This window comes from Stenotrophomonas maltophilia group sp. Smal13, assembly GCF_030236855.1.
Lineage (GTDB): Bacteria > Pseudomonadota > Gammaproteobacteria > Xanthomonadales > Xanthomonadaceae > Stenotrophomonas > Stenotrophomonas maltophilia_A.
The window spans coordinates 59,042-82,188 of the sequence record NZ_JASJSQ010000007.1; the positions used below are offsets into that span (position 1 = coordinate 59,042).

A 23,147-nucleotide genomic window follows, 5' to 3' on the forward strand; every position below is an offset into this window, starting at 1 on the left:
GTCCCCTCACACGTCCAGCAGCGGGCGGTGCTTGATGTGCCGGGCGAAGACCTGCATGAACTGCGGATCGACGCGCGCGCCCCACACGGCCAGCGAGTGGCCGACGATCCAGAGCACGACGCCGGGAATCCACAGTTGCAGGCCCAGCCCGACGGCAGCGGCCAGCGTGCCGTTGGCGATCGCCACGGTGCGCGGTGCGCCGCCCAGCAGGATCGGCTCGGTCAGCGAGCGATGCAGCGGCACCTCGAAGCCGAGCGCGAAGCCCGGCGTGCCTTCATCGGCGGCACTCATACGACGGCCCCGCCGGAGAACGAAAAGAAGGACAGGAAGAACGAGGATGCGGCGAACGCGATGGACAGGCCGAACACGATCTGGATCAGCTTGCGGAAGCCGCCCGACGTGTCGCCGAAGGCCAGCGCGAGGCCGGTCGCGATGATGATGATGACGGCCACGATGCGCGCGACCGGCCCCTGGATCGACTCCAGGATGGATTGCAGCGGCCCTTCCCAGGGCATCGAGGAACCGGCAGCCTGCGCGGTGCCGGCCGTCATCAGCATGATGGCGGCCAGCAGCAGGCCGCGATGGGCCGGCCGGGCCAGGCGCCGGAGGCGTGCAAGGATGGGAACCGGATTTACGGAAAGGCGGAAAGCAGGAACGTGCATCTGCGTCATGGCAGTTCTCCAAGTGGGTCGAGGGACGGGGAAGGCGCAGCGGCGGCGGCTGCGAGGGAAACCGGCGGCAGCTCGGGAAACGGCGTTTCCAGCGCGTCCGCCAGTTGGTAGCCGGCGGCGTCGAAGCCGACGACGCAGGCGATGCTTTCGACGTGGCGCTTGCGGCCACGCCCGGCGATGTGGATCACGACGTTGACCGCCTCGGCGATCAACGCACGCGGCGGGTTCACCGCCACTTCGAGAATCAGTTGTTCCAGGCGCAGCAGCGCGCCCAGCGCGGAACCGGCGTGGATGGTGGCGATACCACCGGGGTGGCCGGTGCCCCACACCTTCACCAAGTCCAGGGCTTCGCCGCCGCGCACCTCGCCGACGATTACGCGGTCGGGGCGCAGGCGCATCGTGGCGCGCACCAATTCCTGCATCGACACGACGCCGGCGCGGGTGCGCAGCGGCACGTGGTCGCGGGCCGCGCATTGCAGTTCGATGGTGTCTTCGAGCACCAGCACGCGGTCGCCGGTGGCGGCGATCTCGGCCAACAAGGCATTGGCGAGCGTGGTCTTGCCCGTACTGGTGCCGCCCGCGATCAGCACGTTCTGCCGTTCGCGTACCGCCCGCCGTAGGAATTCGGCCTGTGGCGCGGACAGAATGCCGTCGACCACGTAGCGATCCAGGCCGATGATGCTCACGGCCCGCTTGCGCAGCGCGAAGGCCGGGCCGGGCGCGGCCGGCGGCAGAATGCCCTCGAAGCGTTCGCCGGTTTCCGGCAACTCGGCGGTCAGCAGCGGCTGGCCGCGATGCACTTCCGCACCGACATGCGCGGCCACCAGGCGGATGATGCGTTCGCCATCGGCCTCGGACAGTTCGACGCCCAGCGGGGCGCGGCCCGACGACAGCCGATCCACCCATAGGGTGCGGTCGGGGTTGAGCATGATTTCCACCACGTCGGGGTCTTCCAGCGCGGTGGCGATCAGCGGCCCCATTGCCGTGCGCAGCATCTGGATGCGGCGATCCAGAGCAGCGGCGGTGGATGACTTCGGTGCGGCGCTCATGACGCACGCTCCCGCGCCTCGGCCAGCGCCGCCGCATCCTCCATCCGCACCGGGTCAGGGTGCAGTTCTTCCACCACGTCGCGCACCAAGCTGCGGCCGCGCAGCAGGTGGCGGCCAAGCTGTTCCACGAACTGCTCGAAGCGCGCCTTGCCCTGCGCGCGGGCCGCGTCCTGATGGGCTTCGGGAATCGGCGTGCTGACGGTCAGGAAGTAGCGGATGAACAGCGCCAGCGTTTCGATTTCGATGTTCTGGTCGCGCTCCAGGCGTTCGGCCTGGCGCGACAGGCGATCCAGCCGCCTGGCGATGGCCGCCTCGCGCTGGTCGCCGGCATCCGGCGATAGCCAGGACGCCAGGGCGGCGGCAACGATGCTGGATTTCGAGACGCCTTTCTTGGCGGCCAGTTCTTCGAGGCGCTTGGCATGTTCGGGCTGGATGAACAGGTTGAGGCGGTACTGGCTCATAGTTCGATTCCGTCGTTGGGATTCAGCGATGCCAGCCGGGCCGTGCGCTGCATGGCCGGGTCGAGCTGGCCGGGAAGCGGCAGCGGCAGGTCGTCGTCGTCATCGAGCAGCGCCAGGTCGTTGCCTGCGTGCTGCGGCTCGGGGCTGTATTCGGCGACTTCGGATAGCTCGGGCTGGCGACGTGGGCCGCCGTCGTCGGCGGTGCCCAGGCCATCGGCGGATGTCGTTGCAGGGGCGTCGGGCACGGCAGGAATCGCCAGGCCGCTCCAGTCATCCGGCCGCGAGGGCGGCGCATCGGCGTACTGCCCGGCTGCGAGCGCCGGCGGCGGCAGCACGCGCCGCTTGAAATTGGCGTCGGCGTAGTAGCGCAGCTTGTTCGCCTTGATGGGCGCCACGCTGGACACCATCACCACGGCCTCGTCGGGCGGAAGCTGCATCACTTCGCCCGGCGTCAGCAGCGGGCGAGCCGTCTCCTGGCGCGACACCATCAGGTGGCCCAGCCACGGCGCGAGCCGGTGGCCGGCGTAGTTGCGCTGCGCACGCAGTTCGGTGGCGGTGCCCAGCGTCTCGGAGATCCGCTTGGCGGTGCGCTCGTCGTTGGTCGCAAACGTCACGCGCACATGGCAGTTGTCGAGGATGGAATGGTTCTGGCCGTAGGCTTTGTCGATCTGGTTGAGCGACTGCGCGATGAGGAAGCTGCGGATGCCGTAGCCCGCCATGAAGGCCAGCGCCGTCTCGAAGAAATCGAGCCTGCCCAGCGCCGGGAACTCGTCGAGCATCAGCAGCAGCTTGTGGCGGCGCTCGATGCCGTCGCTGCCGTCGAGCGATTCCGTTAGGCGCCGGCCGATCTGGTTGAGGATCAGGCGAATGAGCGGCTTGGTGCGGCTGATGTCCGAAGGCGGCACTACGAGATACAGCGAGACGGGGTGCTCGGATGCGATCAGGTCGGCGATGCGCCAGTCGCAGCGTGACGTGACTTCGGCCACCGTGGGATCGCGGTACAGGCCGAGGAACGACATGGCCGTGGATAGCACGCCCGAGCGTTCGTTGTCCGACTTGTTGAGCACTTCGCGGGCGGCGGACGCGACGACGGGGTGCGGTCCATCGCCGAGGTGCCGCGTGGTCATCATCCGGTGCAGCGTCAGCTCGAACGGGCATGCGGGGTCGGAGAGGAAGTTGGCGACGCCGCGCAGCGTCTTGTCCTCGCCCGCGTACAGCACATGCAGGATGGCGCCAACCAACAGCGCGTGCGAGGTCTTTTCCCAATGGTTGCGCTTCTCCAGCGCGCCTTCGGGGTCGACGAGAATGTCCACAATGTTCTGTACGTCGCGCACTTCATGCGCGCCGCGCCGCACTTCCAGCAGCGGGTTGTACGCAGCCGACTTCGCATCGGTGGGGTTGAACAGCAGGCAGTGCGAAAAGCGCGAGCGCCAGCCCGCGGTGATCTGCCAGTTCTCGCCCTTGATGTCGTGGATGACGGCGGACGCGGGCCAGGACAGCAGCGTCGGCACCACCAGGCCGACGCCTTTGCCCGAACGCGTGGGCGCGAAGGTCAGGACGTGTTCCGGGCCTTCATGTCGCAGATACTCATTGCGATACTTGCCGAGGAAGACGCCGGCCGGCTGCGTCAGCCCAGCTTTGCGAATGTCATCCGCTTCGGCCCAGCGCGCCGAACCATAGGTCGTGACCAGCTTGGCCTGCCGCGAGCGCCACACCGACATGGCGATGGCCACCACCACGGCCAGCAGGCCGCTGCCGCCCGCGATGGCCCCGCCGATGTCGAAGACATGCGGCGCGTAGGCATCGAAGAAGAACCACCACTCGAACAGCCGCCAGGGGTGATAGACCGGCGTGCCGAAGAAATCGAACCAGGGCGAGCCAAGGCGTAGTTGATAGCCCAGGGCGGCGGCTGTCCATTGTGTGGCCCCCCACACACCGGCGATCACGATGCCGAAGACGGCGGCGATCTGCCCGAACAACACGCCCTGACCTTGCATGACTGGCCTCCGATTTCCCCTGCGCTGATTCCTCGTTCAAGCGCGGCACAAGGACGTGCCGCATGAAGTGAGGATCAGTGCCGGGTCGGTGCCGGTCAAAGACCGTTATCGGGAGAAAGATCGAGTAATTGGAAAGAATTGGGGCTGCATCGAACCAAAGAAAAACGCCGCAAGCGAAGGCGCGTTGCGGCGTGTCGAGCGAGAAAACGAAGTTTTCGTGGCGGAGCGCCCACGGTCAGAACTTCGGCGGACTCTCCGGCGGCGTGTAGGGCGTATTGCCGTCGCCATAGAACCGCTTGCGCGTGGCTTCGGCGACTCGATTGCACAGCACGTCGCCCAGCTTGGGGCGATCCGTCTTGCATTGCTGGCGCAGTTCCTTCAGCCGCACGGGATCGGATGCCAGTTCTTCAACGCTGGGCGCGTCCGTCTTCTCTGGCGTGTCAGTGGGGCCGCAGGCCGTCAGCACCGCAGCAGCCAGCAGGAACGGAATGGTCTTCTTCATGGTTCGGATTCCTCCGGGACATCGGGTTCATCGCCTGGCGTCGGCCTGGCGGCCTCGGGCGAGTCGATGGCCTGCACGCGCTCGATGAAGCGAGCCAGCGTCTCCGATGGTTCGGCATCCAGGCGCAGCAGATAGGTGGTGAGCACGGGCGAACATCCCGCCAGCGCCCGTGCGACCACGCCTTGTTCGCGGCTGGCCGTGATGTGCGCTGCGCCCGTCAGCCCTAGGGCGAACCCGGCCGATACCAAGGCCATCATCAGGTCGCAGGACGCCACCCGCTCGGCCACCAGCGGTTCCATGTCCACGCGGCGCAGCAGGCGATCCACTTGTCGCGCGTGGCCTTCGCACGCCACCGGGTCGCAGAGCACCAGTGGGAAGCGCAGCACTTCTTCCAACGGAATCCGCTTGTACCTGAGCAGGTCGTGCCGGGCCGGCACGGCCACCATCAGCGGATCGTTCCAGACAGGCATCGCTACGATGCCGTCACCTGCTTCGTCGGCGCGAGCGAACCCCACGTCGTACAGGTCGTCGTGCAGGCCCTTGATCTGCTGCGACAGCGGCACCTCGGTCAGGCGGATTTCGACTTCGGGTTCTTCCTGCCTGCACAGCGCCAGCAAGGCCGGCAGACGCGACGGCGTAATGCCGTCGGACAGGGCGATGCGCAACTGGCCGTGGAAGCCATTGGCCGCGGCCTTCGCACTGTCGCGCGCCTGCTGCAAAGCAGTGAACACGCGCGGCACGTGATCCAGGAACAGTTTGCCCGCACGGGTCAGTCGCGTGCTGCGCGTGGTGCGGGCGAACAGCGCCACGCCCAGTTCTTCCTCCAGCTCCTTGATGGCGCGTGACAATGGCGACTGCTCGATGTGCAGGCGCTCAGCTGCACGGGCGAAGTGCAATTCTTCGGCGACAGCCAGGAAGCAACGAAGATGGCGAAGCTCCATAACGTTCGCTCATTCCAACCAGGTAATTGGCTGAAAATCCACGGATTCACAGCATGCTCGCACGCGCGCCACTCCATCCAAGAAGTACGGCGTATGCTCGTGTCGGAACAGTGCCTCGGCATCGACCCAACGCTCCAGCAGGAAAAATCGGTTTTCCGATAGGCTTCCTCGGGCAATGCGATAGTCCAGACATCCTGGATCTTGAATGGCGGCCTCGCGTAATGCCTGCAGCACGTCACGCATTTCCTCTATGCGATCACTCGATGCCTTCAATGCGATGATCAATTCAACAACCGGCATGTCATCCTCATTGGAATTCAGCGGCATCGTCTCGTAGGCATACATGCTTGCCACCTTCGACAGTTGATGGAATCAAAGGCCATTTTGATGTCTTGGCGCTTTCCCTTACCGTCTACCACCACCAACCGCGGTAACCCCAGACAGGACCGTAGTAGGGATATGGATAGACCACGCGCGCTTCCTTCGTTTCGGGCCACAGATAAATCACGCTGGCATTGACTCTGGGCAATGTGTAGTCGTACTCGCCGATCTTGGTCGTGGTAGTACCTTCGATCGTGCCCACGACGGTGACCTCGCGTCCCGGGGCGAACACGACTGGATCGTAGAAGTCCGCGTGACAGGCGACGAAGCGTCCGCCTGCCGCATCCGGTGTGCTGCGGTTCGGGCGAGCATGGCTGTCGAGAGGTCGAGAGATCAGTTGCACGCAGGTCGAGTCCGGTCCTGGCTTGGTTTCGACGATGCTGCCACCCCAGCGCACTTGCGCAACGGCCTGCGCGCCGGCCGCCACATCGTGCGGGCTAACTTGGGTGAATGTGCCTTGCAGCGGCTTGGGCGCGGTGGCACAGGCGGTAAGGGCGATGCAGGCAGCAAGGGAAAGCAGGATACGAATTTCCATGAAGCTCTCCGATGGAGCAAAGGACGAGAATTGCAGGGACGGCCGTGATGGGGCCAATAGGACCCGAAACTCGCGCAATTTCTTCCCAAGGGCGGTAAGGTGGGCGCCGCTACGGAGGCGGCCAGAGGGAGGAGAATCCGCCCCGCAGCGGCACCCAGACAAGCATCAGCGGCAGGACACCACCTCACCCGAGGCGTTGGTGCAGCTGCCGGTGTGGGTGAGCGTGCCGTTGCTGACTTCGGTCGAACCGGAGTAGCTGTTGCCATTGCGACCAGTCATCTCAGTGCTGCGGCTGCCGGAATAGCTTCCATCGTCGGTCTTGGCGAAGTTGCTGCTGCGACTAGCACTGCCCCCATTGGCACCTTCGACCGAGGCGTTGTAGTTGTAGCCGGCATTGCCTGCGCCATCCCGGTAACCGTTGGCCGTGCGGCTCGCACGCCCGCCATTCGCCCCTTGGACGGAGGCGGTCGCGCTCCTCCCGGCGCTGCCATCGGCATTGCGATAGGCATTGGCCTGATAATGGGCGCTCCCGCCATAGATGGTGCCGGCGCTGCCGGAGCGACTGGCGCTGCGATTGCCGTTTCCGTCGGCGCTGAAGTTACGGGTACGAGCATAGACGGCCGAGGGGTGTGTTGGCGTCGAGACGATGACCGGCGCGGGTTTCCTCACAACGACGGCTGTGGCGGGCGGTGCTGGCACCGCGACTACGACTGGCGCCGGTTTCCGTACTACGACGGTCGCTGCCGGCGGCGCGGGCGGCGGGACTACGACAACCGCAGCGTGCGCGCTGCTGATGTCCGCGAAGGGGATGGCGACGGCGGCCAGGACGGCCAGTTTCGAAATGATTTTCAGTAAATACATGGTGGGACTCCTGTGCTATGGGATAGGGGAAATGGCGGCGCGGGGACGCCGCGCTTGAAGGTGCCGGCGGTGGGAATCGCACGCTCTGCCAAGGATGCTCACCGACCATGCGTCAACATCCGCATACACTTCCCACGCGCCGGCGTAAGTAGGAGTGGCCGGTCTTGCTCCGATCTACCGTCAGAATCGACGTGCCAGGAATGCAGACATGCTGCGCTGGGTCTCGTCCTCGACCAGCGGACTGGCGCGCGCTTCGGACTGCAGCCTCGCGATCCGCAGGCCCGCGCCGAGGATCCATTTGGGAGATACCGCGTAACTGATCCCCGCCTGCATCGCGATTTCCTGAAGGCCACCGGAAGGCTCGTATTGCGCGAGTTCGGTACTGCCAAGCGGGACACCGAAGTAGGTCCGCATGTTTTCGTCATCTGCCCAGGTCGCCGACGGTCCGAAGGTGATACGCAGCCTGGGATTCAGGGTAATAACGCGCTCCAGACGGAGCGTCGCGATCATTCCTTGTTCGCTGTCGCCCAGCGCCTTGGCTCCGGTCAGCGTGGCCGATACCTGCTCATAGTTCCATTGCGCGAACACCAATGCGGCGCTGCCTCGCTCGATGTCTTCCACACCCGCTTCTCGCTGGCGATTGTCGGCTTCGCGAGGCTCGTTGGCTTGGGTGGAAAATCCTGCGCCGAAACGCCAGCCGCCATCGGTTTTCCATGCTGCGCCGGCTTGAAGTGGCGATCCGCCAAACGGGTTTCCCACGTAGAACGCACTTCCCGAGAAGCGCAGGCTCAGGACAGGAAGAGGAATGGTTCGCTGGTCATCGCTTCCCGGCGCATCCGGGATTGACGCCGCGCCCAGGCCGATCAGACCATGCATCTTGTGATCGTCGTCCGACGACCATGCATCTTGCGCACGCGCGTTGATCGGCTTGGCTGAAAGGAAGAGAGATGCGAGCGCAAGCACCGCACCCGTGAACTGCTTTGGCATCGGGCGATTCCTCGCGAAGGAAGAGAGCCCCGTTCACCGGCCCGGGAGAGACCGGGAGATGGGTGTGCCGGTGAACGGGGAGGAAACTGGCTATGCGAGGCTTAGTTGCCCCTGCCGGCCGCGGCCGCTTGCTGGGCGAATGCGCGGAGCTGATCCAGGGTCACGTAACCGTTTCCGGCGGCGTCGATCTTGGAGAAGTTCTTGGCGATCCGAGGCATGCCCCTCTCGGCCTCGGCTTGGGTCAGCTTGCCGTCCTGATCGGTGTCGGCCTGCTTGAACCGCGCTTCCAGCTGCTCGGCGGCCTTGGCACGATCAGCGCCGCCGAACTGCGGCGCGGCCAGGGCCAATCCAGGCAGCACCAGCAAGGAAGTCAGAATGAGGGATCGCATTTGGCAGTACTCCTATTGGGTTGATGGAATCAGGCGGAGTAGATCCGGCCTGATGAATCCATGCTAGGAAGTGCTGCTGCGAGAGGTGTTGCGCTCGGTAAGGCAGATGTTTCATTTCCTTACAGAGGTTTGGCGCGTACAGATGACCTTCAGTTCGGCGATGCCTGAACGGGCAGCACGATGGTCGCATGCAGGCCGCCTTCAGGCGGACTTTCCAGGCGCAGATCCCCGCCATGAATCCTTGCCAGGCGGTCCACGATCGCCAGACCCAGACCCGTGCCTCCGTTGTTCGAGCGTGCATCGTCGGCACGCGTGAATGGCCGCGTCAGGTACTCCACCTGGTCCGGCGGAATGCCGGGGCCAGCGTCACGAACACGGATGCTCACACATCCATCGCCGACCTGCGTGTCTACGGCCAGCCCTGTCTTGCCGTAGCGCACGGCATTTTCCATCAGGTTGGCGATGGCACGTTGCAATGCCAGCGGCCGCAAGCACATCGTAGGAAGGACAGGGTCCAGATTCAGAGCGAAAGTGTCCCCACGCTCGCCGAATTCCGCGGCAAGCTGCTGTACGAGGATGTTGACGTCGAGTATGGACGGTGCCTCGTCACCCTCGGTTCGGCCGAAGTCCAGGAACTGGCCGAGGATTGCATCGATCTGCTGGATGTAGCCGCTGGCGGTGTGCTCGTCCAGCTGGTCCATGGCCAGCAACAGGCGCAGCTTGGTCAACGGCGTTCGGATGTCGTGCGAGATGCCGGCCAACATCAGCGTACGCATGCCTTCGTTGCGTTCCAGGTTCTCGGCCATGCGATTGAACTGCCTCGTGACCGCTGCCAGTTCGCTGGGTCCGTCTTCGGGCAGTCTACCGGGCGCCCGGCCGCTACCCAGGGCATGGGTTGCGCGTTGCAGCTGCCGTAGCGGGCGATTGATTCTTCGCTGGATGAGCCAGGCAGCCAGCAACATCAGGCCGACGATCAGCCCCGAAGTGGCCACGGCGACGGTCATGGCCCGGTCGCGCAGCTGCACATGAAGCGGTAACGATAGCCAGTAGGCCTGATCACCCACCTGCATCCGTACATGGGCAGCGCCCAGGTGCGTGATCGCCGGCCGGCTGCCTGGCGGCAGTTGTCTCTCCAGGCGCCGGGCAAAATCGGTCAGCCAAATGCCGCCGCTCTCCTCCCCGTGAGAAGCATTCCCCTCAATGGCGGGGCTGATCTTCATGGCGCCTTCGGCGTTGATCCGCCGGATCACATCGTCGCGCTCGCCAGGAGGCAGTGCCGCGAGGATGACGCGTTGGGTGTTGATCTGCGAGGCGACAAGCGTCGCCAGCCCTTCGCTGCGGGGCTTCTGCAGGAGTTGGTAGAAGGTCGCGAACACCGAGAACTCCAGCGCCAGCGCCAGAACCATCAGCAGCAGAAAATTACGCGCCAGTAGCGACCTGGGCCAGGGCAGTTTCATTCGGAGGCCTGGGCAACGAACATGTAGCCTACGCCCCATACCGTGCGGATGTAGCGTGGTGATGACGGGTCGTCCTCGATCTTGCGTCGTAGACGCAGGACCTGCACATCCAGGCTGCGATCGAGCGAGTCGTACTCGCGCCCCTTCAGCTTCTCCAGCAGATGCTCGCGGCTCAAGGGGCGCCCGGCATTGGTCGCCATAATGCGCAAGAGCTGAAATTCCGAACTGGAGAGCGCCAGTACCTCACCATGGCGTGTCACCTCCATCCGAGTCAGATTGAGAATGAAGGGCCCGAAGTGGATGACGTTGCCACCGGCCCAGCGGCCATCGCAGTTCACCATGGACTGCCGGCGCAGGATCGAATGCAGCCGTGCAATCAGCTCGCGCGGGTCGAAAGGTTTCGCCAGATAGTCGTCAGCGCCCATTTCAAGGCCCAGGATCCTGTCCACCGCCGCCCCGCGTGCGGTCAGCATCAGGATGGGAACGGTGCTTCCCTCCGCGCGCAGGCGACGGCAAATCGACAAGCCGTCCTCGCCAGGCATCATCAGGTCCAGGATCAGTACGTCGAAGGGTTCACGCCGTAGTCGTTCGTCGAGTCGGTCGGCGGAAGCCAGAATCTGTACGTCGAAGCGATGCTCGCCCAGATAGCGGCGCAGCATGTCGCGCAATTCCAGGTCATCGTCGACGACCAGTATTCGGTGCGGTGCATCTTCCACGGAGTCTGCCATTCACGAAGGGTTAGACAAATTCTTCGCGCAAGAGGCGTTGCCTTGCAACCGCAACCGCACCGTCAGGGCATGATGAATCTCGGAAATAGCCCTTTTGTTTCAGCCACTTGTCCATGACGGTCGACCAAGGCTGTAACCGAATGTAACAACATGTGCGCAGTTTGAAGCCGATTGGGCAGGCGGCGTTCGTACCATGCCGCCCCGACGAGGAAGGTTCGTAACGGCCCCGCATCGATCCATGCCGATCGGGGCTCGGCCCTTCCTTCTCTCCCTTCCTTGCTTCCGTGTGGCCTATTCCAGTGAAAGTCCGACGTTGGCGCCCTGTGGCGCTGCTTACCCTTTTGCTCGTTGTGATCGTTCTCGTAGCCAGCTTACTAGTTAGACATCGTCAAGCAGGCCAAGGCGACGAGAATGTATCGCGGGTCGTGCGGACCACAGCGATCGCCGTACGCGACGTGCCTGTATTTCTGAACGCGGTCGGTACCGTCACGCCATCGACCACGGTCATCGTGCGTGCCCAAGTACAAGGCACGTTGGCCTCGATCAACTTCAGGGAAGGACAAGTGGTCGCCCGCGGCGATCTGCTGGCTACGATCGATGATCGTGCGTTGCGGGCGCAGTTGCAGACGGCGGAAGGCGCGCTGCTGCGAGATCGCGCACAACTCGCCAACGCGCGCCGCGACCTGGATCGCACGCGGGCGCTGGTCGACATTGGCTCCGCCTCGCGCCAGCAGCTCGACACGCAAGAGACTGCGGTCCAGCAGGCCGAGGGCATAGTCAAGGCGGACTCGGGCTCGGTGGACAACCTGCGCGTACAGCTGAGCTATACCCGGATCACCGCGCCCATCGACGGTGTGGTGGGCCTGCGGGCGGTGGATCTTGGCAATCTTGTGCAATCCGGTGATGCCAACGGCGTTGCCACGCTGACGAGCGTATCGCCGACGACGGTGAAGTTCGCGCTATCGATCGACCAGATGTCCCGTGTACTCAACGCACGGCGACAAGGTCCTGTACGGGTTGATGCGTTGGGCCGGGACGGCGGCGACGTGCTTGCCGAGGGCAGCCTGGAGGCCATCGACAACCGCGTGGACGCCGCAACAGGAACGGTGATGTTGCGCGCCCAGTTCAACGATGCCGCGCACCGATTGTTTCCCAACCAATTCGTCAGCGCGCGGGTCCATCTGCAGACACTGGAAAACGCCATGGTCGTGCCGCTTTCGGCGATCCGGTACGGCAACCAGGGTGCCTATGTCTTCATGATCAAAGACGACAAGGCGCATCTGCAGAACGTAACGATGGGGCCGACCCTGGACAGCCAAAGCGTGGTGGTCGCCGACGCGCTCAAGCCCGGCATGCAGATCGCAGTCGACGGCATCGACGCGCTGGAGGACGGTGTTGCGGTGCGCGTGGTCGCGCCGGCGCAAGCCGGGCGTTGAACCTACGCCATGAATCTCTCCAGCACCTTCATCCGCCGGCCGGTGGCCACCGCACTGCTGATGGTCGGCGTACTGCTTGCCGGTCTTATCGGCTATCGCAGCTTGCCGATCTCGGCACTGCCAGAAGTCGACTATCCCACCCTGCAGGTCTACACCGAGTATCCCGGCGCTGGACCCGACGTAACCGCGAACACCCTTACCGCACCGCTCGAGCGCCAGCTGGGACAGATCGCGGGACTGGAGCGTATGCGGTCGAGCAGTGCCAATGGTGCCTCGGTCATTACGTTGCAATTCGGCCTGTCCACCTCGCTGGAGGAAGTGGAGCAGGAAGTGCAGGCCGCGATCAACGCGGCGCGGGCACGCCTGCCCGACGACCTGCCTTATCCCCCGGTCTACAGCAAGGTCAACCCAGCCGACACGGCGGTGCTGACGCTCGCCATGACGTCCGACGTGCTGCCGCTGACGCAGGTGCAGGCGTTGGCCGAGACGCGCATCTCGCAGAAGATCTCGCAGATGTCCGGTGTCGGGCTGGTAACGGTCAGCGGCGGCCACCGTCCCGCAGTCCGCGTTACGGTCGATACACGCCAGCTCGCCAGCCACGGGCTGACGCTGGCAGACGTCGAGGCGGCCCTGACCGCCGCCAACGTCAACCTTCCCAAGGGCACCATAGACGGTCCGACGGTCGCCTACGCGATCGGCGCCAACGACCAGTTGGTCGGACCGGAAGAATATGCATCGTTGGTGCTGGCCTGGCACGATGGTGCGCCGCTGTATCTGCGCGAAGTGGCGCAGATCGCCACCGGAGCGGAAGACACGCGACAGGCGGCCTACGCGAACGACACGCCGGCGATCCTGATCAGCATCCAGCGCCAACCCGGTGCCAACGTGATCAGGACCGTCGACGGCATTCGCGCCGCGCTGCCGAGCCTGTCGGCCGCCCTGCCCAGCTCGGTCCGTCTGCAGATACTGAGCGACCGAACCGAGACGATCCGCGCATCGGTTCACGACGTGCAGGTCGAACTGCTGATTGCGATCGTGCTGGTGGTAGCGGTGATCTGGGTATTCCTGCGCAACTGGCCAGCGACGATCATCCCGGGCATCACCGTCCCATTGTCCCTGCTTGGCACGGTGGCGATCATCTATGGGCTGGGGTTCAGCCTCAACAATCTGACCCTGATGGCGTTGACCGTGGCCACTGGCTTCCTGGTCGACGATGCCATCGTGATGATCGAAAACATCAGCCGGCACATGGCGATGGGCAAGTCGCGCATGCAGGCCGCTTTGGAAGGTGCCGGACAGGTCGGCTTCACCATCGTATCGCTGTCGGCAGCCTTGATCGCGGTAATGATCCCGCTGTTGTTCATGGGCGACGTGGTTGGCCGCCTGTTCCGCGAGTTTGCAGTGACCCTCTCGGTGGCCATCGTGGTGTCGGCAGGCGTGACCCTGACGCTGGTACCGATGCTGTGCGCGCGCGTGCTCAAGCCGGAGGCCGAGCACGACGAGGCAGGGTTCTTCGTGCGCCTGGAGCGTGGCTATGCACGATTGCTGGATCGCCTGATGCAGCGCCGTGCGGCGGTCATGCTTGCCGTGGCCGGCGCGACGGTGCTGACCCTGGCGCTGTTGTGGGCGCTGCCGAAGGGCCTGTTCCCGGTGCAGGACACCGGCATGCTGCAGGGCGCGCTGCAAGTCGATGCGCACAGTGCGTTCTCGCGCATCCAAGAGCGCGAGCAGGCCGCAGCGCGGCTGGTGGCTGCCGATTCGGCCGTGGAGAACGTCTCCATCAGCGCCGGCGTGAGCCAGACCAACACCGCGCTCGGGACCGTGCCAATGCTCGTGCGCCTGAAGGCGGGAAAGGACACCAGCGCCACAGTCATCAAACGCCTCGCCGACAAGGCGCAGCGCGCCGGTATGGTGCTGCACCTGCGCCCGGTCCAAGACCTGACACTCGATACCCAGTCCTCGTCCATGCCCTATGCGGCAGGCCTAGAGTCCACCGATCGTGGCCTGCTGGCCGAGTGGACGTCGAAGCTGATGGCCGCCATGCGAGCCGATCCAGCGTTCTCTGCGGTGGACAGCCAGGCAGCCCGCCGGGGCCTGCAGGCACGTTTGGACGTGGATCGGGTCGCGGCTTCGCGCCTGGGCGTGAACATGCGCAGTATCGATGACACACTGTACGCAGCGTTTGGTCAGAATCAGGTCTCGACCATCTATACCGACCTGAGCCAGTACCACGTCGTACTGGCCGCCAAGGGCGGCCTGCAGGACATACGGGACGTGCTGCAGCGCATCCACGTACCCGGCACCAATGGCACCCCTGTCTTGCTGGCCGCGCTGGCCACGATCGACGCGGGGGACGCGCCGGTATCATTCGAGCGTCAGGGGCAGTTCCCTTACGCCGATATCGGTTTCGATCTGGCCGATGGCGTCACCCTCGGCGACGCGGTGAAGCGGCTGGACTCCATTGCCAAGGACATCGGCCTGCCGGCTGCGGTCACGCTGCATCTGGAAGGCGCGGCCGGCAGCCTGGGCGGCGCCATGTCCGGCCAAGCCATTCTGATGCTGGCGGCGGTGCTGGTGGTGTATCTGGTGCTGGGCATGCTCTATGAGAGCTTCATCCACCCGTTGACGATCCTGTCCACCTTGCCCTCGGCAGTGTTGGGTGCGCTGGCGGCGCTGATGTTGAGCGGCAGCCAGTTCGACGTGATCGGAACCATCGGCGTGGTGCTGCTGGTCGGCATGGTCATGAAGAACGCGATCATGATGATCGATTTCGCGCTGGAGCTGGAGCGTGACCACAGCCTGGACGGTACCGAGGCGATCAAGCGCGCCTGCGAGCAGCGCTTCCGGCCGATCCTGATGACCACGCTGGCCGCATTGCTGGGCGCCGTTCCGCTGGCGTTCGGCAGCGGCATGGGCGCGGAGCTGCGCCACCCGCTGGGCCTGGCCATCATCGGTGGGCTGATCGTGAGCCAGTTGCTGACACTGTTCTCCACGCCGGTGATCTACCTGTTGCTGCGTCCGGCCGAGCAGGCCCTGGCCAAGCGGATCTAAGCCATGGCGATCGATCTGTCCGGTCCGTTCGTGCGTCGGCCGGTGGCCACCACTCTGATCGCCGTCGGCATCATGCTGCTGGGCCTGCTGGCCTTTCGCATGCTGCCGGTGGCTTCGCTGCCGCAGGTGGAATTCCCCACCATCGCCGTTACCGCCAACCTTCCCGGTGCCGATCCGGATACCGTCGCCAGTTCGTTGGCCACGCCACTGGAGCGCCAGTTCAGCGCCATCGCCGGGATCACCGACATGACGTCGGTCAGCTATAGCGGCTCGGTGCGCATCGTGATCCAGTTCGACCTGGCCCGCGACGTGGACGGCGCCGCACGCGACGTGCAGGCCGCCATCAACGCCGCGATGAGCCGCCTGCCCAGCGACATGGACGGCGTGCCGACCTATCGCAAGGTCAACCCCGCCGAAGCGCCAATCATGGCGCTGGCGCTGACCTCGCAGACCGATGACAGTGCCGCGCTGTACGACGCAGCATCCACGTTGCTGCAGCAGAAGCTGCTTCAGACCGAAGGCGTGGGCGATGTGCAGGTCGGTGGCGGCGCGCTGCCGGCCGTGCGTGTGGAGCTGGACGGGCAGCGGCTGAGCCAGTACGGGATCGGTCTGGACCAGATCCGGCAGTTGCTGAACGGTGCCAATGCGCGTCGCGCCAAGGGATCGGTGCAGGTCGGCGACGCCGAGTACGCGCTGGCCGCCAACGACGATCTGCTGCAGGCGGCCGCCTACCGGGACCTGGTGGTGCGCGACAACGCCGGCGCGGTGGTCCGGCTGTCCGACCTGGGCTCGGTCACCGATTCGACGCAGAACGTCCGCAGCTTCGGCTTGATGAACGGGCGGCCGGGCGTGGCACTGATCATCAGCAAGCGCCCCGGCGCCAACGTGGTCGAGACCGTGGACCGGGTCCGCGCGCAGCTGCCGGAATTGCAGGCCGCCGTGCCCGCCACCATGAAGCTGGACGTGATGCTGGACCGGACCCAGACCATCCGCGCCTCGCTGCACGAGGTGGAGCTGACGCTGGTGGTGTCGATCCTGCTGGTGATCGCGGTGACAGCGGTCTTCTTCCGCGACTGGCGCGCCACCCTGGTGCCGGCGGTCGCGGTGCCGCTGTCGCTGCTGGGTACCTTCGCAGTGATGTGGGCGCTGGGCTACAGCATGAACATCCTCTCGCTGATGGCGCTGATCGTCGCGGCCGGATTCGTTGTGGACGACGCCATCGTGGTGGTGGAGAACATCATGCGCCACCAGCAGATGGGCAAGAGCCGCGTGCAGGCGGCGCTGGACGGCGCGCGCGAGGTTGGTTTCACCGTGTTCTCAATCAGCGTCTCGCTGGTGGCGGTGTTCATTCCGCTGCTGCTGATGTCTGGCCTGGTCGGACGCCTCTTCCGCGAGTTCTCGGTCACGCTTGCGGCCGCGGTGCTGGTATCGATGGTCATCTCGCTCACCGTCACCCCGATGATGAGCCGCATGCTGTTGCGTCCGGCGGACGACGCGCGGCACCCCGATGGGCAGGGCGCTTCCCCCGATGGCTTCTATGGACGCACACTGCGCTGGACGCTGCAGCGCCCGCGGCTGATGGCCTGGGCTACCGCTGCGGTCGTCGGCCTGGGACTGGTCGTGTTCGCGGTCATGCCCAAGGGCTTCTTCCCGCAGCAGGACACGGGCTTGCTGCTGGGCCAGGTCTATGGGCCGCAGAACATCTCCTTCGGGCAGATGCGCGATCGCTTCAGCGAAGTGGTACGCATGTTGCGCGGCAATCCGTCCGTCGACCAGGTGATCGGCGTCCTCGGGGCTACCGGCAGCAGCGCCTCCAACGCCGGCGCGCTCTACGTCACGCTCAAGCCGCTGCACGATCCGCGCCAGGACAGCGCGGATGTGGTCATCGACCAGTTGCGCAAGACCTTCGCCAATGAGGCCGGCGTGCAAGTGACGCTGCAGGCCGTGCAGGACATCGGCGTCGGCGGGCGGCAGTCGGCCGGGCAATATCAGTTCACCTTGTCGGCCGACAACCGCGCGGCCCTGGATGTGGCCGCTGCGCGGGTCGAACAGGCCATGCGCAAGGTTTCGTTAATCACCGACGTCAGCTCCGACCTGATGGACGGCAGCGTCGAGGCGCAGATCGAGATCGACCGGCCCGCTGCCGCGCGGCTCGGCGTATCGGCGCAGGCCATCGATCAGGCGCTCTACGATAGCTTCGGCCAGCGCCTAGTTTCCACGATCTACCGGGAAATGAACCAGTACCACGTGGTCATGGGGCTGGACCCGTCGCAGGCTGGCAACCCCGCGACGCTGGACCAGATCTACGTCACGCCTGGTCACGGCAGCGAGCTGGTGCCACTGTCGGCAATAGCGCGCTGGAGCGTGCAGAAGACCAGCCTGTCACAGTCCCACCAAGGCCAATTCCCCGCCGTCACGCTGTCCTACAACCTCAGTCCCGGCGCTTCGCTGGGACCGGCGCAACGCGCGATACGGCAGGCGGTCGATGCGCTGCACCTGGACCCAGGCATCGCCGCGGCGCCTGCAGGCAATGCCAAGGCCTTCGCCGACACGGTCAAGACGATGCCGTTGCTGATTGTCACCGCGCTGCTGGCCGTATACATCGTGCTGGGCATGCTCTACGAGAGCCTGCGTCATCCGCTGACCATCCTCTCCACCTTGCCCTCTGCCGGCATCGGTGCGCTGATCGCGCTGGCGGCGGGGGGCTTCGAGTTCAGCATCATCGCGCTGATCGGCGTGATCCTGCTGATCGGCATCGTCAAGAAGAACGCGATCTTGATGATCGATTTCGCATTGCAGGTCGAGCGCGCCGAGGGACTGTCTCCGCAGGAGGCGATCCTGCGTGCCAGTCTGGTGCGGCTCCGCCCCATCATGATGACCACGCTTGCGGCAATCCTGGGAGCAGTCCCCCTGGTCATCGGTTCCGGCTACGGCTCCGAGTTCCGGCAACCACTGGGCGTGGCGATCATCGGCGGGCTGATGCTCAGCCAGGTGCTGACGCTCTATTCGACACCGGCGATCTATGTGCTCATGGATCGATTCGGCACCCTCCACCGCAGGACCCCACCATGACACGCATTTCCCGATCTCGCAGGCGCCTGCTCGCCAGCGCGCTACTGCCTCTGGCGCTGGCGGCCTGCACCGTGGGCCACGACTATGTCCGGCCCGACCTGCCCGTCCCCGAACGGTTCGAGGAGGGCGGCATGGTGTGGACGCGTGCCGACCCGGAACCGACTGAATGGTACGGCGAGGCCTGGTGGCAGGCCTGGCACGATCCCGACCTCAATGAGCTGCAAGAGCGCGCGCAACAGGCCAACCTGTCCATTGCGGCAGCGGACGCCGCGTGGCGCCAGGCTCAGGCGGCAATCGGCGAGGTCCGTGCGGCCGGGAGGCCGCAGGTCGGCATGGGCGTTTCGCAAAGCCGCAGCGAGAACACGGCGGCTGCGCAGGGGCTGGGCGAGGGACAGGTGCGCCAGCAAGCTACTGCACAGGGTACCGTGAGCTGGGAGCTGGACCTGTGGGGAGCCGTGCGCAGGCGCGCCGAAGCCCAAAGTGCGCAGGCCGAGGCCTCGGCGCAGGATCTGCATGCGCAACGGCTGAGCATCGCCGCGACCGTGGCCAGCACCTATCTGTCGTTGCGCCAGACCGAAGTGCAGATGGCGCTACTGGAGAATCAGGTCGATGCCAACGGCCGACTGCTGGAGATGACCGAACGGGCGAATGAGCTTGGCACCGCCTCGCCCAACGACGTGGTGGAGACGCGCAACGCACTGGACAGCAGCATCATGGGACTGGAAGCGGCCTCGGCCACGCGCGCCCGGTGCCTGCATGCGCTGGCCGCGCTCACCGGGCAGGCACCGTCATCGTTCGTGCTGGCTCCCAGGCCCGAATACGGGTTCGAGGCACCGGCGCCCCCGGCGGTGATGCCGGCCGAACTGCTGCGGCGCCGCCCCGACGTGATGGCGGCCGAGGCACGGGTCAAGGCTGCCAATGCGCAGGTGGGAGCCGCGCAGGCCGCGTATTTCCCGAGCCTGGGGTTGTCGGCCAACGGTGGCTATGTCGGCGGCAGCGTCGACGATCTGCTCGATGCGCCGCTGCGAACCTGGTCGCTCGGCGCGCAACTGCTGGGCACGGTGTTCGACGGTGGTGCGCGTCGATCGCAAACGGCGCAGGCGCGCGCCGGCTACGAGGCTACCGTTGCCCAGTACCGTCAGAGCGTGCTGGGCGCACTACAGGAAACCGAGGATGCGCTGTCGGACTATGGTTATCAGCAACGCCAGGCCGCATACGCGGCGCGTGCGACCTTCGACCGCCAGGAAGTCTGGCAGCGCAAGCAACGCGAGCAGATGCTGGGCACGGCGAGCGAGCGCGACGTGCTGGTGGAGACGTTGAGCATGCTCGATGCGCAACAGACCGCGCTGAGCGCGCAAGGCGCATTGGCCCAGGATGCGGTGGCGCTTTTCAAGGCGGTTGGTGGCGGCTGGCAGGAGTAGCAAAGTAGTCGAGGGATTTTCCAGCAACGCCCGCCGATCGGCATCTTCGGCGACCTGGACTCGACGGTTCGAGTGCTAAACCAGCAACCCATCCATCGGGCGCACCTTGCCGCTATCCGGGAACACCGCCGTGTCCAGTGTTCTCATGTCCAGCCGCAGGTGCCCGGCAAGCACGCCCTTGAACAAGGCCCTCATGTCCGTCGTCACGCGCACGTCCCGACCTTCGTTGAGATCGCCCGGAGCCAGTCCAGGCCACTGCCCGGCAATATGCCCCCCGCGAACCGCCCCGCCGGCCAGCAAGGCCAGCCCTCCCGTTCCATGGCCGGCACCCCCGCTCCCTTTGACTTCGACGTGCCGGCCATACTAGCTCCCCACGACCGACACCTGACGGCCCCACACCGGCTGCGCGGCCTCGTGGAAGGCCCGCAGTCCCACGTCGAGCTCGGACAGCTTGTTCTTCAGGATCGCGGCTTCGTTGGCGTGGGTGTCCCAGCCGGAATCCTCCACGAACCCGATTCGCGGTCCGTCGGCCTTGGCCATGAAGCGCCCCGCCGCCGTGGTGGCGGCCACCATGCGCGCTGCGCGGCCGCCCACGCCGGCGACTGTTCCCTGGGTGGCCATTGCCCGGGAAAAACTGGCGGATAGCGCCGCGTCATGCGAATAGAGGGGCTCGAGCCGCTGCAACAGGATCGGATTGACGTCCTCCGGCAGGGGCGGCGACCAGGTCGCGGCGTCCCCCGGGCCACGCATGATCAGCGGCATCACGCTGCCGATGGCCAATGCCTCGCCATCGGCCATTGCGCCGGCACAGCGGTTGAGCCAGCCGGTCCCGGCGCCACTGGGGCGACCGGTGCCATTCTCCAGGCAGTTCTGGGCGTCGAAATGCGAACGCTCCTGATACGGAGGGGCCACCGCCACCACCGGCAGCAGCTGCTTGCGCCGATAAAGATCGTGCGCGAAGGACAGCGACGGATGCAGCGCGAAGCTGCCATCCAGCGCCGGTGCATCGTCGGGAACCAGGCTGCCGCGCAGGCTGCGGTATTGGGGATCGTCGCGGGGAATCAGCGTATGCAGTCCATCCAGTCCTCCGCGCAAAAGCACGACCAGCAGCCGGGTATCGCCCGCTGTCCGGGCCTGGCCCTGCCACGGCCACAGGGTCAACGTGGTCACCGCGCCGGCAGCGCCCAGGAACATGCGTCGGGTCAGCGTCATGGTCAGATCCTCCACTGGAAGGCGGGGCTGGCGAACAGGAGGGCGAGGCCGTCACGCGGCGACTCGGCCCGGCGCAGGGCGGACCGCGTTTCTTCGTCCAGCGTGTCGGCGAAGATGGCGCGGGCGGTACCTTCCGGATCGAGCCGATCCTCCGGTACGGCCTCGGCCAGCGCCTGCGCACTCTGGATCCGCTTCCAGAGCGCATCCGGACCGTTCCACTGTGCGGCCTCGTCGGCGAAGCCGGCGGGCGAGCGCGGGGTGAACGGCGGTTGTCCCATCCTGTCCAGCAAGGTGTACAGGGCCTGCGGGCGGGAGCTGTCCAGCACGCCGCCGGCGCGCACAGCCGACAGCAGATAGTCGTCGGGCGTCTTGAACTTGCGTGCCGACTCGCCCCAGGCGGCCGGATGGCGGATCAACGCGGCATATACCTGCGCCAGGTCGCCGCCGGAAGCGAGCCAGGTTCTTGCCATCGCCTCCACCAGCGCCTGCGGCGGCTCGTCGCTGACCAGGTGGCGGGCGATCTTCCACGACACGTGCCGTGCGGTGGCGGGATGGACCGCAAGATCGGCCAGGACGGCCTGGCCCTGCGCCAGTCCGTCCTCGGCGTAGCGCTTGCCCATCACCACGCGCGATCCGCCTTCATGGGCGTTGGCGCGGAACATGAAGGCACGCACCGGCGCGCCGCGCTCGAAGTCCTGCGGCGCCGGCACGCTCCATCCGGTGATGGCCTTGGCCAGCTCGGTCACGTCCGCCTGCGAATACCCGCCTTGCACCCCCAGCGTGTGCAGTTCGAGGATCTCGCGGGCCAGGTTCTCGTTGAGCCCGAGTTCCCGCTCCGGATTCCGCCGATGTGCGCGGACTGCCAGTTTCGAGTCCGCCCCGGCCGATCGCGTGTTGTCCAGGAATCGCAGCATCGCCGGATGGGTTTCCGCCGCCAGCAGCATGTCGGCGAATCGCCCCAGCACGTGCGGGCGGATCGCTTCGCGCTCCATCGGCGCGGCATAGGGCGCCGCCACGCGCTTGTCCACGGACACGGCGAAATGGTTCGACCAGAACCGCACCATGCGCTCCATGAAGCTGGTTGGGCTGGCCACGGCAACCTGGTGGCGCAGCAGCAGTTCGCGCAATTGCGCCTGTCGCTGGCGCCTGGCCAGCGGCATCGCGCTCCCGGCCGTGCCGCGCTGCCTGGATTCGCGCCGGGCTTGCTGCAGGGCGATGTCCTGGCGCAGGTATTCCAGGCTGTCGGGCAATCCGGCCAACGCCGGCTCCGAAGCCGGCATGCGCAACTGCGCCAGGACCCATTCCTGCGGGTCGGTGATCGAATCGATCTCGCCGGGCCGGGCGCCCAGGCCAAAGCGATTGGCCGCGCTGACGGCGTGCTGACGGTTCATGCGTGACGACCTTCAGTGCTCATGTGATGAGACATCGTTCGAGGTGGCGTCCGACAAGCGGGTCCGGGACGCACGTTCAACGGCAACGGTCGAACCGATCCGGCGATGCCCCCGGCCCGCCGCGCCAGCCCGGCGGGTTTTCCCAGTTGGTGCCCCGGCCACCGGCCGGACCTGGCGGGTTGTTGTCGATATCCATCCAGCAGCGGCGGCCCTGGTTCCACAAGCCGTATCGCGGATGCCAATAGCCCCAGCGCGGGCTGTAGTAATAACCGCCGCTGACGAGCTTGAACTCGTAACGCACGCCGTCGCGCCGGTAGAAACGCTGGTTGGGCGAAGCGCCCGGACCGCCACGCCAGCCCGGCGGGTTTTCCCAGTTGGTGCCGGGGCCGCCGGCGGGGCCGGGCGGATTGTTGTCCCAATCCCGGTGCTGGGCGGCAGCACAGCCGGTAACGGCCAGTGTGGAGAGCAGCATCGGGGCGATCCAGCGAATGACAGTGTGCATTGCATGCTCCTTCTTGCTCGATGTGGAAGACACGCCAGGGACAACGCCTTGCTGGATGCCGCGCTGACGTGTCAAGTGATCACATTTGGGTAACAGCCAGCTA

At 65.8% G+C, this 23,147-nt stretch carries 21 protein-coding genes and 1 pseudogene; 4 read left to right on the forward strand and 18 right to left on the reverse strand.

The features are described from left to right. Positions 1-6: 6 nt before the first annotated feature. The 14 genes from QRO95_RS04290 to QRO95_RS04355 form a co-directional block, all read right to left on the reverse strand. Positions 7-291: a VirB3 family type IV secretion system protein gene (locus QRO95_RS04290; protein ID WP_014646145.1), complete on the reverse strand. Its 285-nt coding sequence runs from the start codon at positions 289-291 to the stop codon at positions 7-9. Continuing rightward, positions 288-671, reverse strand: a complete 384-nt coding sequence (locus QRO95_RS04295; RefSeq protein WP_014646144.1) for a TrbC/VirB2 family protein — start codon at positions 669-671, stop codon at positions 288-290. Before QRO95_RS04295 ends, QRO95_RS04290 begins: the two co-directional genes overlap by 4 nt. Further along, positions 668-1,720 (reverse strand): P-type conjugative transfer ATPase TrbB, encoded by a 1,053-nt coding sequence (gene trbB / locus QRO95_RS04300; RefSeq protein WP_180834219.1) that lies wholly within the window; start codon positions 1,718-1,720, stop codon positions 668-670. The genes QRO95_RS04295 and trbB overlap by 4 nt, the downstream gene beginning before the upstream one ends. Continuing rightward, positions 1,717-2,181 carry a ribbon-helix-helix protein, CopG family gene (locus QRO95_RS04305; protein ID WP_014646142.1) on the reverse strand — a complete coding sequence of 155 codons (465 nt, stop codon included), beginning with the start codon at positions 2,179-2,181 and terminating at the stop codon, positions 1,717-1,719. The genes trbB and QRO95_RS04305 overlap by 4 nt, the downstream gene beginning before the upstream one ends. After that, complete coding sequence (locus QRO95_RS04310) at positions 2,178-4,178, reverse strand: conjugal transfer protein TraG (RefSeq protein ID WP_180834218.1); 2,001 nt, start codon at positions 4,176-4,178, stop codon at positions 2,178-2,180. Before QRO95_RS04310 ends, QRO95_RS04305 begins: the two co-directional genes overlap by 4 nt. A gap of 235 nt (positions 4,179-4,413) precedes the next feature. Beyond that, on the reverse strand, positions 4,414-4,680 hold the full coding sequence (locus QRO95_RS04315; RefSeq protein WP_014646140.1) for an EexN family lipoprotein: 267 nt from the start codon (positions 4,678-4,680) through the stop codon (positions 4,414-4,416). Further along, entirely contained in the window at positions 4,677-5,621 is a 945-nt protein-coding gene (locus QRO95_RS04320) for a LysR family transcriptional regulator (RefSeq protein ID WP_014646139.1), read from the reverse strand. The genes QRO95_RS04315 and QRO95_RS04320 overlap by 4 nt, the downstream gene beginning before the upstream one ends. Positions 5,622-5,630: 9 nt before the next feature. Beyond that, positions 5,631-5,966, reverse strand: a complete 336-nt coding sequence (locus tag QRO95_RS04325; protein WP_034010246.1) for a putative quinol monooxygenase — start codon at positions 5,964-5,966, stop codon at positions 5,631-5,633. 67 nt (positions 5,967-6,033) lie between these two features. Then, positions 6,034-6,537 carry a Slp family lipoprotein gene (locus QRO95_RS04330; RefSeq protein ID WP_019184026.1) on the reverse strand — a complete coding sequence of 168 codons (504 nt, stop codon included), beginning with the start codon at positions 6,535-6,537 and terminating at the stop codon, positions 6,034-6,036. A gap of 165 nt (positions 6,538-6,702) precedes the next feature. Then, positions 6,703-7,398, reverse strand: a complete 696-nt coding sequence (locus tag QRO95_RS04335; protein ID WP_099589019.1) for a hypothetical protein — start codon at positions 7,396-7,398, stop codon at positions 6,703-6,705. 180 nt (positions 7,399-7,578) lie between these two features. Continuing rightward, entirely contained in the window at positions 7,579-8,385 is an 807-nt protein-coding gene (locus QRO95_RS04340) for a MipA/OmpV family protein (protein WP_019184024.1), read from the reverse strand. 101 nt (positions 8,386-8,486) lie between these two features. Beyond that, positions 8,487-8,774, reverse strand: coding sequence for an EF-hand domain-containing protein (locus tag QRO95_RS04345; RefSeq protein ID WP_034010244.1), 288 nt, complete (start codon positions 8,772-8,774; stop codon positions 8,487-8,489). 149 nt (positions 8,775-8,923) lie between these two features. Next, the gene (locus QRO95_RS04350; protein WP_071228739.1) at positions 8,924-10,231 is read right to left on the reverse strand and encodes an ATP-binding protein; all 1,308 of its coding nucleotides are present in this window, start codon (positions 10,229-10,231) and stop codon (positions 8,924-8,926) included. Beyond that, a complete protein-coding gene (locus QRO95_RS04355) occupies positions 10,228-10,947 on the reverse strand; it encodes a response regulator (protein WP_014646135.1) in 720 nt (239 codons plus the stop codon). Before QRO95_RS04355 ends, QRO95_RS04350 begins: the two co-directional genes overlap by 4 nt. Positions 10,948-11,384: 437 nt before the next feature. Between QRO95_RS04355 and QRO95_RS04360 the strand changes: the two genes are divergently transcribed. The 4 genes from QRO95_RS04360 to QRO95_RS04375 are packed head-to-tail and all read left to right on the forward strand — an operon-like array spanning position 11,385 to position 19,939. After that, a complete protein-coding gene (locus QRO95_RS04360; protein ID WP_014646134.1) occupies positions 11,385-12,395 on the forward strand; it encodes an efflux RND transporter periplasmic adaptor subunit in 1,011 nt (336 codons plus the stop codon). 9 nt (positions 12,396-12,404) lie between these two features. Next, a complete protein-coding gene (locus QRO95_RS04365) occupies positions 12,405-15,446 on the forward strand; it encodes an efflux RND transporter permease subunit (protein WP_180834216.1) in 3,042 nt (1,013 codons plus the stop codon). Positions 15,447-15,449: 3 nt separating this feature from the next. Beyond that, positions 15,450-18,518: an efflux RND transporter permease subunit gene (locus QRO95_RS04370; protein ID WP_019184021.1), complete on the forward strand. Its 3,069-nt coding sequence runs from the start codon at positions 15,450-15,452 to the stop codon at positions 18,516-18,518. Continuing rightward, positions 18,515-19,939, forward strand: coding sequence for an efflux transporter outer membrane subunit (locus tag QRO95_RS04375; RefSeq protein WP_071228744.1), 1,425 nt, complete (start codon positions 18,515-18,517; stop codon positions 19,937-19,939). The genes QRO95_RS04370 and QRO95_RS04375 overlap by 4 nt, the downstream gene beginning before the upstream one ends. A gap of 75 nt (positions 19,940-20,014) precedes the next feature. Here QRO95_RS04375 and QRO95_RS04380 read toward each other — a convergent pair. The 4 genes and pseudogenes from QRO95_RS04380 to QRO95_RS04395 all read right to left on the reverse strand — a co-directional run. After that, positions 20,015-20,290: pseudogene (locus QRO95_RS04380) on the reverse strand (DUF1501 domain-containing protein); the annotation flags it as partial. A 12-nt stretch (positions 20,291-20,302) separates the two neighbouring features. Beyond that, on the reverse strand, positions 20,303-21,151 hold the full coding sequence (locus QRO95_RS04385; RefSeq protein WP_285301748.1) for a DUF1501 domain-containing protein: 849 nt from the start codon (positions 21,149-21,151) through the stop codon (positions 20,303-20,305). A 2-nt stretch (positions 21,152-21,153) separates the two neighbouring features. Beyond that, positions 21,154-22,542, reverse strand: coding sequence for a DUF1800 family protein (locus QRO95_RS04390; RefSeq protein WP_180834214.1), 1,389 nt, complete (start codon positions 22,540-22,542; stop codon positions 21,154-21,156). Positions 22,543-22,618: 76 nt separating this feature from the next. Then, positions 22,619-23,044 (reverse strand): hypothetical protein, encoded by a 426-nt coding sequence (locus QRO95_RS04395; RefSeq protein WP_071228745.1) that lies wholly within the window; start codon positions 23,042-23,044, stop codon positions 22,619-22,621. Positions 23,045-23,147: the final 103 nt, after the last annotated feature.

What these genes read in the sequence shown, in the direction of transcription:
- QRO95_RS04290 (WP_014646145.1), bottom strand. Translation starts at nt 291, where the DNA reads ATGAGTGCCGCCGATGAAGGCACGCCGGGCTTCGCGCTCGGCTTCGAG.
- QRO95_RS04295 (WP_014646144.1), bottom strand. Translation starts at nt 671, where the DNA reads ATGACGCAGATGCACGTTCCTGCTTTCCGCCTTTCCGTAAATCCGGTT.
- trbB (WP_180834219.1), bottom strand. Translation starts at nt 1,720, where the DNA reads ATGAGCGCCGCACCGAAGTCATCCACCGCCGCTGCTCTGGATCGCCGC.
- QRO95_RS04305 (WP_014646142.1), bottom strand. Translation starts at nt 2,181, where the DNA reads ATGAGCCAGTACCGCCTCAACCTGTTCATCCAGCCCGAACATGCCAAG.
- QRO95_RS04310 (WP_180834218.1), bottom strand. Translation starts at nt 4,178, where the DNA reads ATGCAAGGTCAGGGCGTGTTGTTCGGGCAGATCGCCGCCGTCTTCGGC.
- QRO95_RS04315 (WP_014646140.1), bottom strand. Translation starts at nt 4,680, where the DNA reads ATGAAGAAGACCATTCCGTTCCTGCTGGCTGCTGCGGTGCTGACGGCC.
- QRO95_RS04320 (WP_014646139.1), bottom strand. Translation starts at nt 5,621, where the DNA reads ATGGAGCTTCGCCATCTTCGTTGCTTCCTGGCTGTCGCCGAAGAATTG.
- QRO95_RS04325 (WP_034010246.1), bottom strand. Translation starts at nt 5,966, where the DNA reads ATGTATGCCTACGAGACGATGCCGCTGAATTCCAATGAGGATGACATG.
- QRO95_RS04330 (WP_019184026.1), bottom strand. Translation starts at nt 6,537, where the DNA reads ATGGAAATTCGTATCCTGCTTTCCCTTGCTGCCTGCATCGCCCTTACC.
- QRO95_RS04335 (WP_099589019.1), bottom strand. Translation starts at nt 7,398, where the DNA reads ATGTATTTACTGAAAATCATTTCGAAACTGGCCGTCCTGGCCGCCGTC.
- QRO95_RS04340 (WP_019184024.1), bottom strand. Translation starts at nt 8,385, where the DNA reads ATGCCAAAGCAGTTCACGGGTGCGGTGCTTGCGCTCGCATCTCTCTTC.
- QRO95_RS04345 (WP_034010244.1), bottom strand. Translation starts at nt 8,774, where the DNA reads ATGCGATCCCTCATTCTGACTTCCTTGCTGGTGCTGCCTGGATTGGCC.
- QRO95_RS04350 (WP_071228739.1), bottom strand. Translation starts at nt 10,231, where the DNA reads ATGAAACTGCCCTGGCCCAGGTCGCTACTGGCGCGTAATTTTCTGCTG.
- QRO95_RS04365 (WP_180834216.1), top strand. Translation starts at nt 12,405, where the DNA reads ATGAATCTCTCCAGCACCTTCATCCGCCGGCCGGTGGCCACCGCACTG.
- QRO95_RS04370 (WP_019184021.1), top strand. Translation starts at nt 15,450, where the DNA reads ATGGCGATCGATCTGTCCGGTCCGTTCGTGCGTCGGCCGGTGGCCACC.
- QRO95_RS04375 (WP_071228744.1), top strand. Translation starts at nt 18,515, where the DNA reads ATGACACGCATTTCCCGATCTCGCAGGCGCCTGCTCGCCAGCGCGCTA.
- QRO95_RS04385 (WP_285301748.1), bottom strand. Translation starts at nt 21,151, where the DNA reads ATGACGCTGACCCGACGCATGTTCCTGGGCGCTGCCGGCGCGGTGACC.
- QRO95_RS04390 (WP_180834214.1), bottom strand. Translation starts at nt 22,542, where the DNA reads ATGAACCGTCAGCACGCCGTCAGCGCGGCCAATCGCTTTGGCCTGGGC.
- QRO95_RS04395 (WP_071228745.1), bottom strand. Translation starts at nt 23,044, where the DNA reads ATGCACACTGTCATTCGCTGGATCGCCCCGATGCTGCTCTCCACACTG.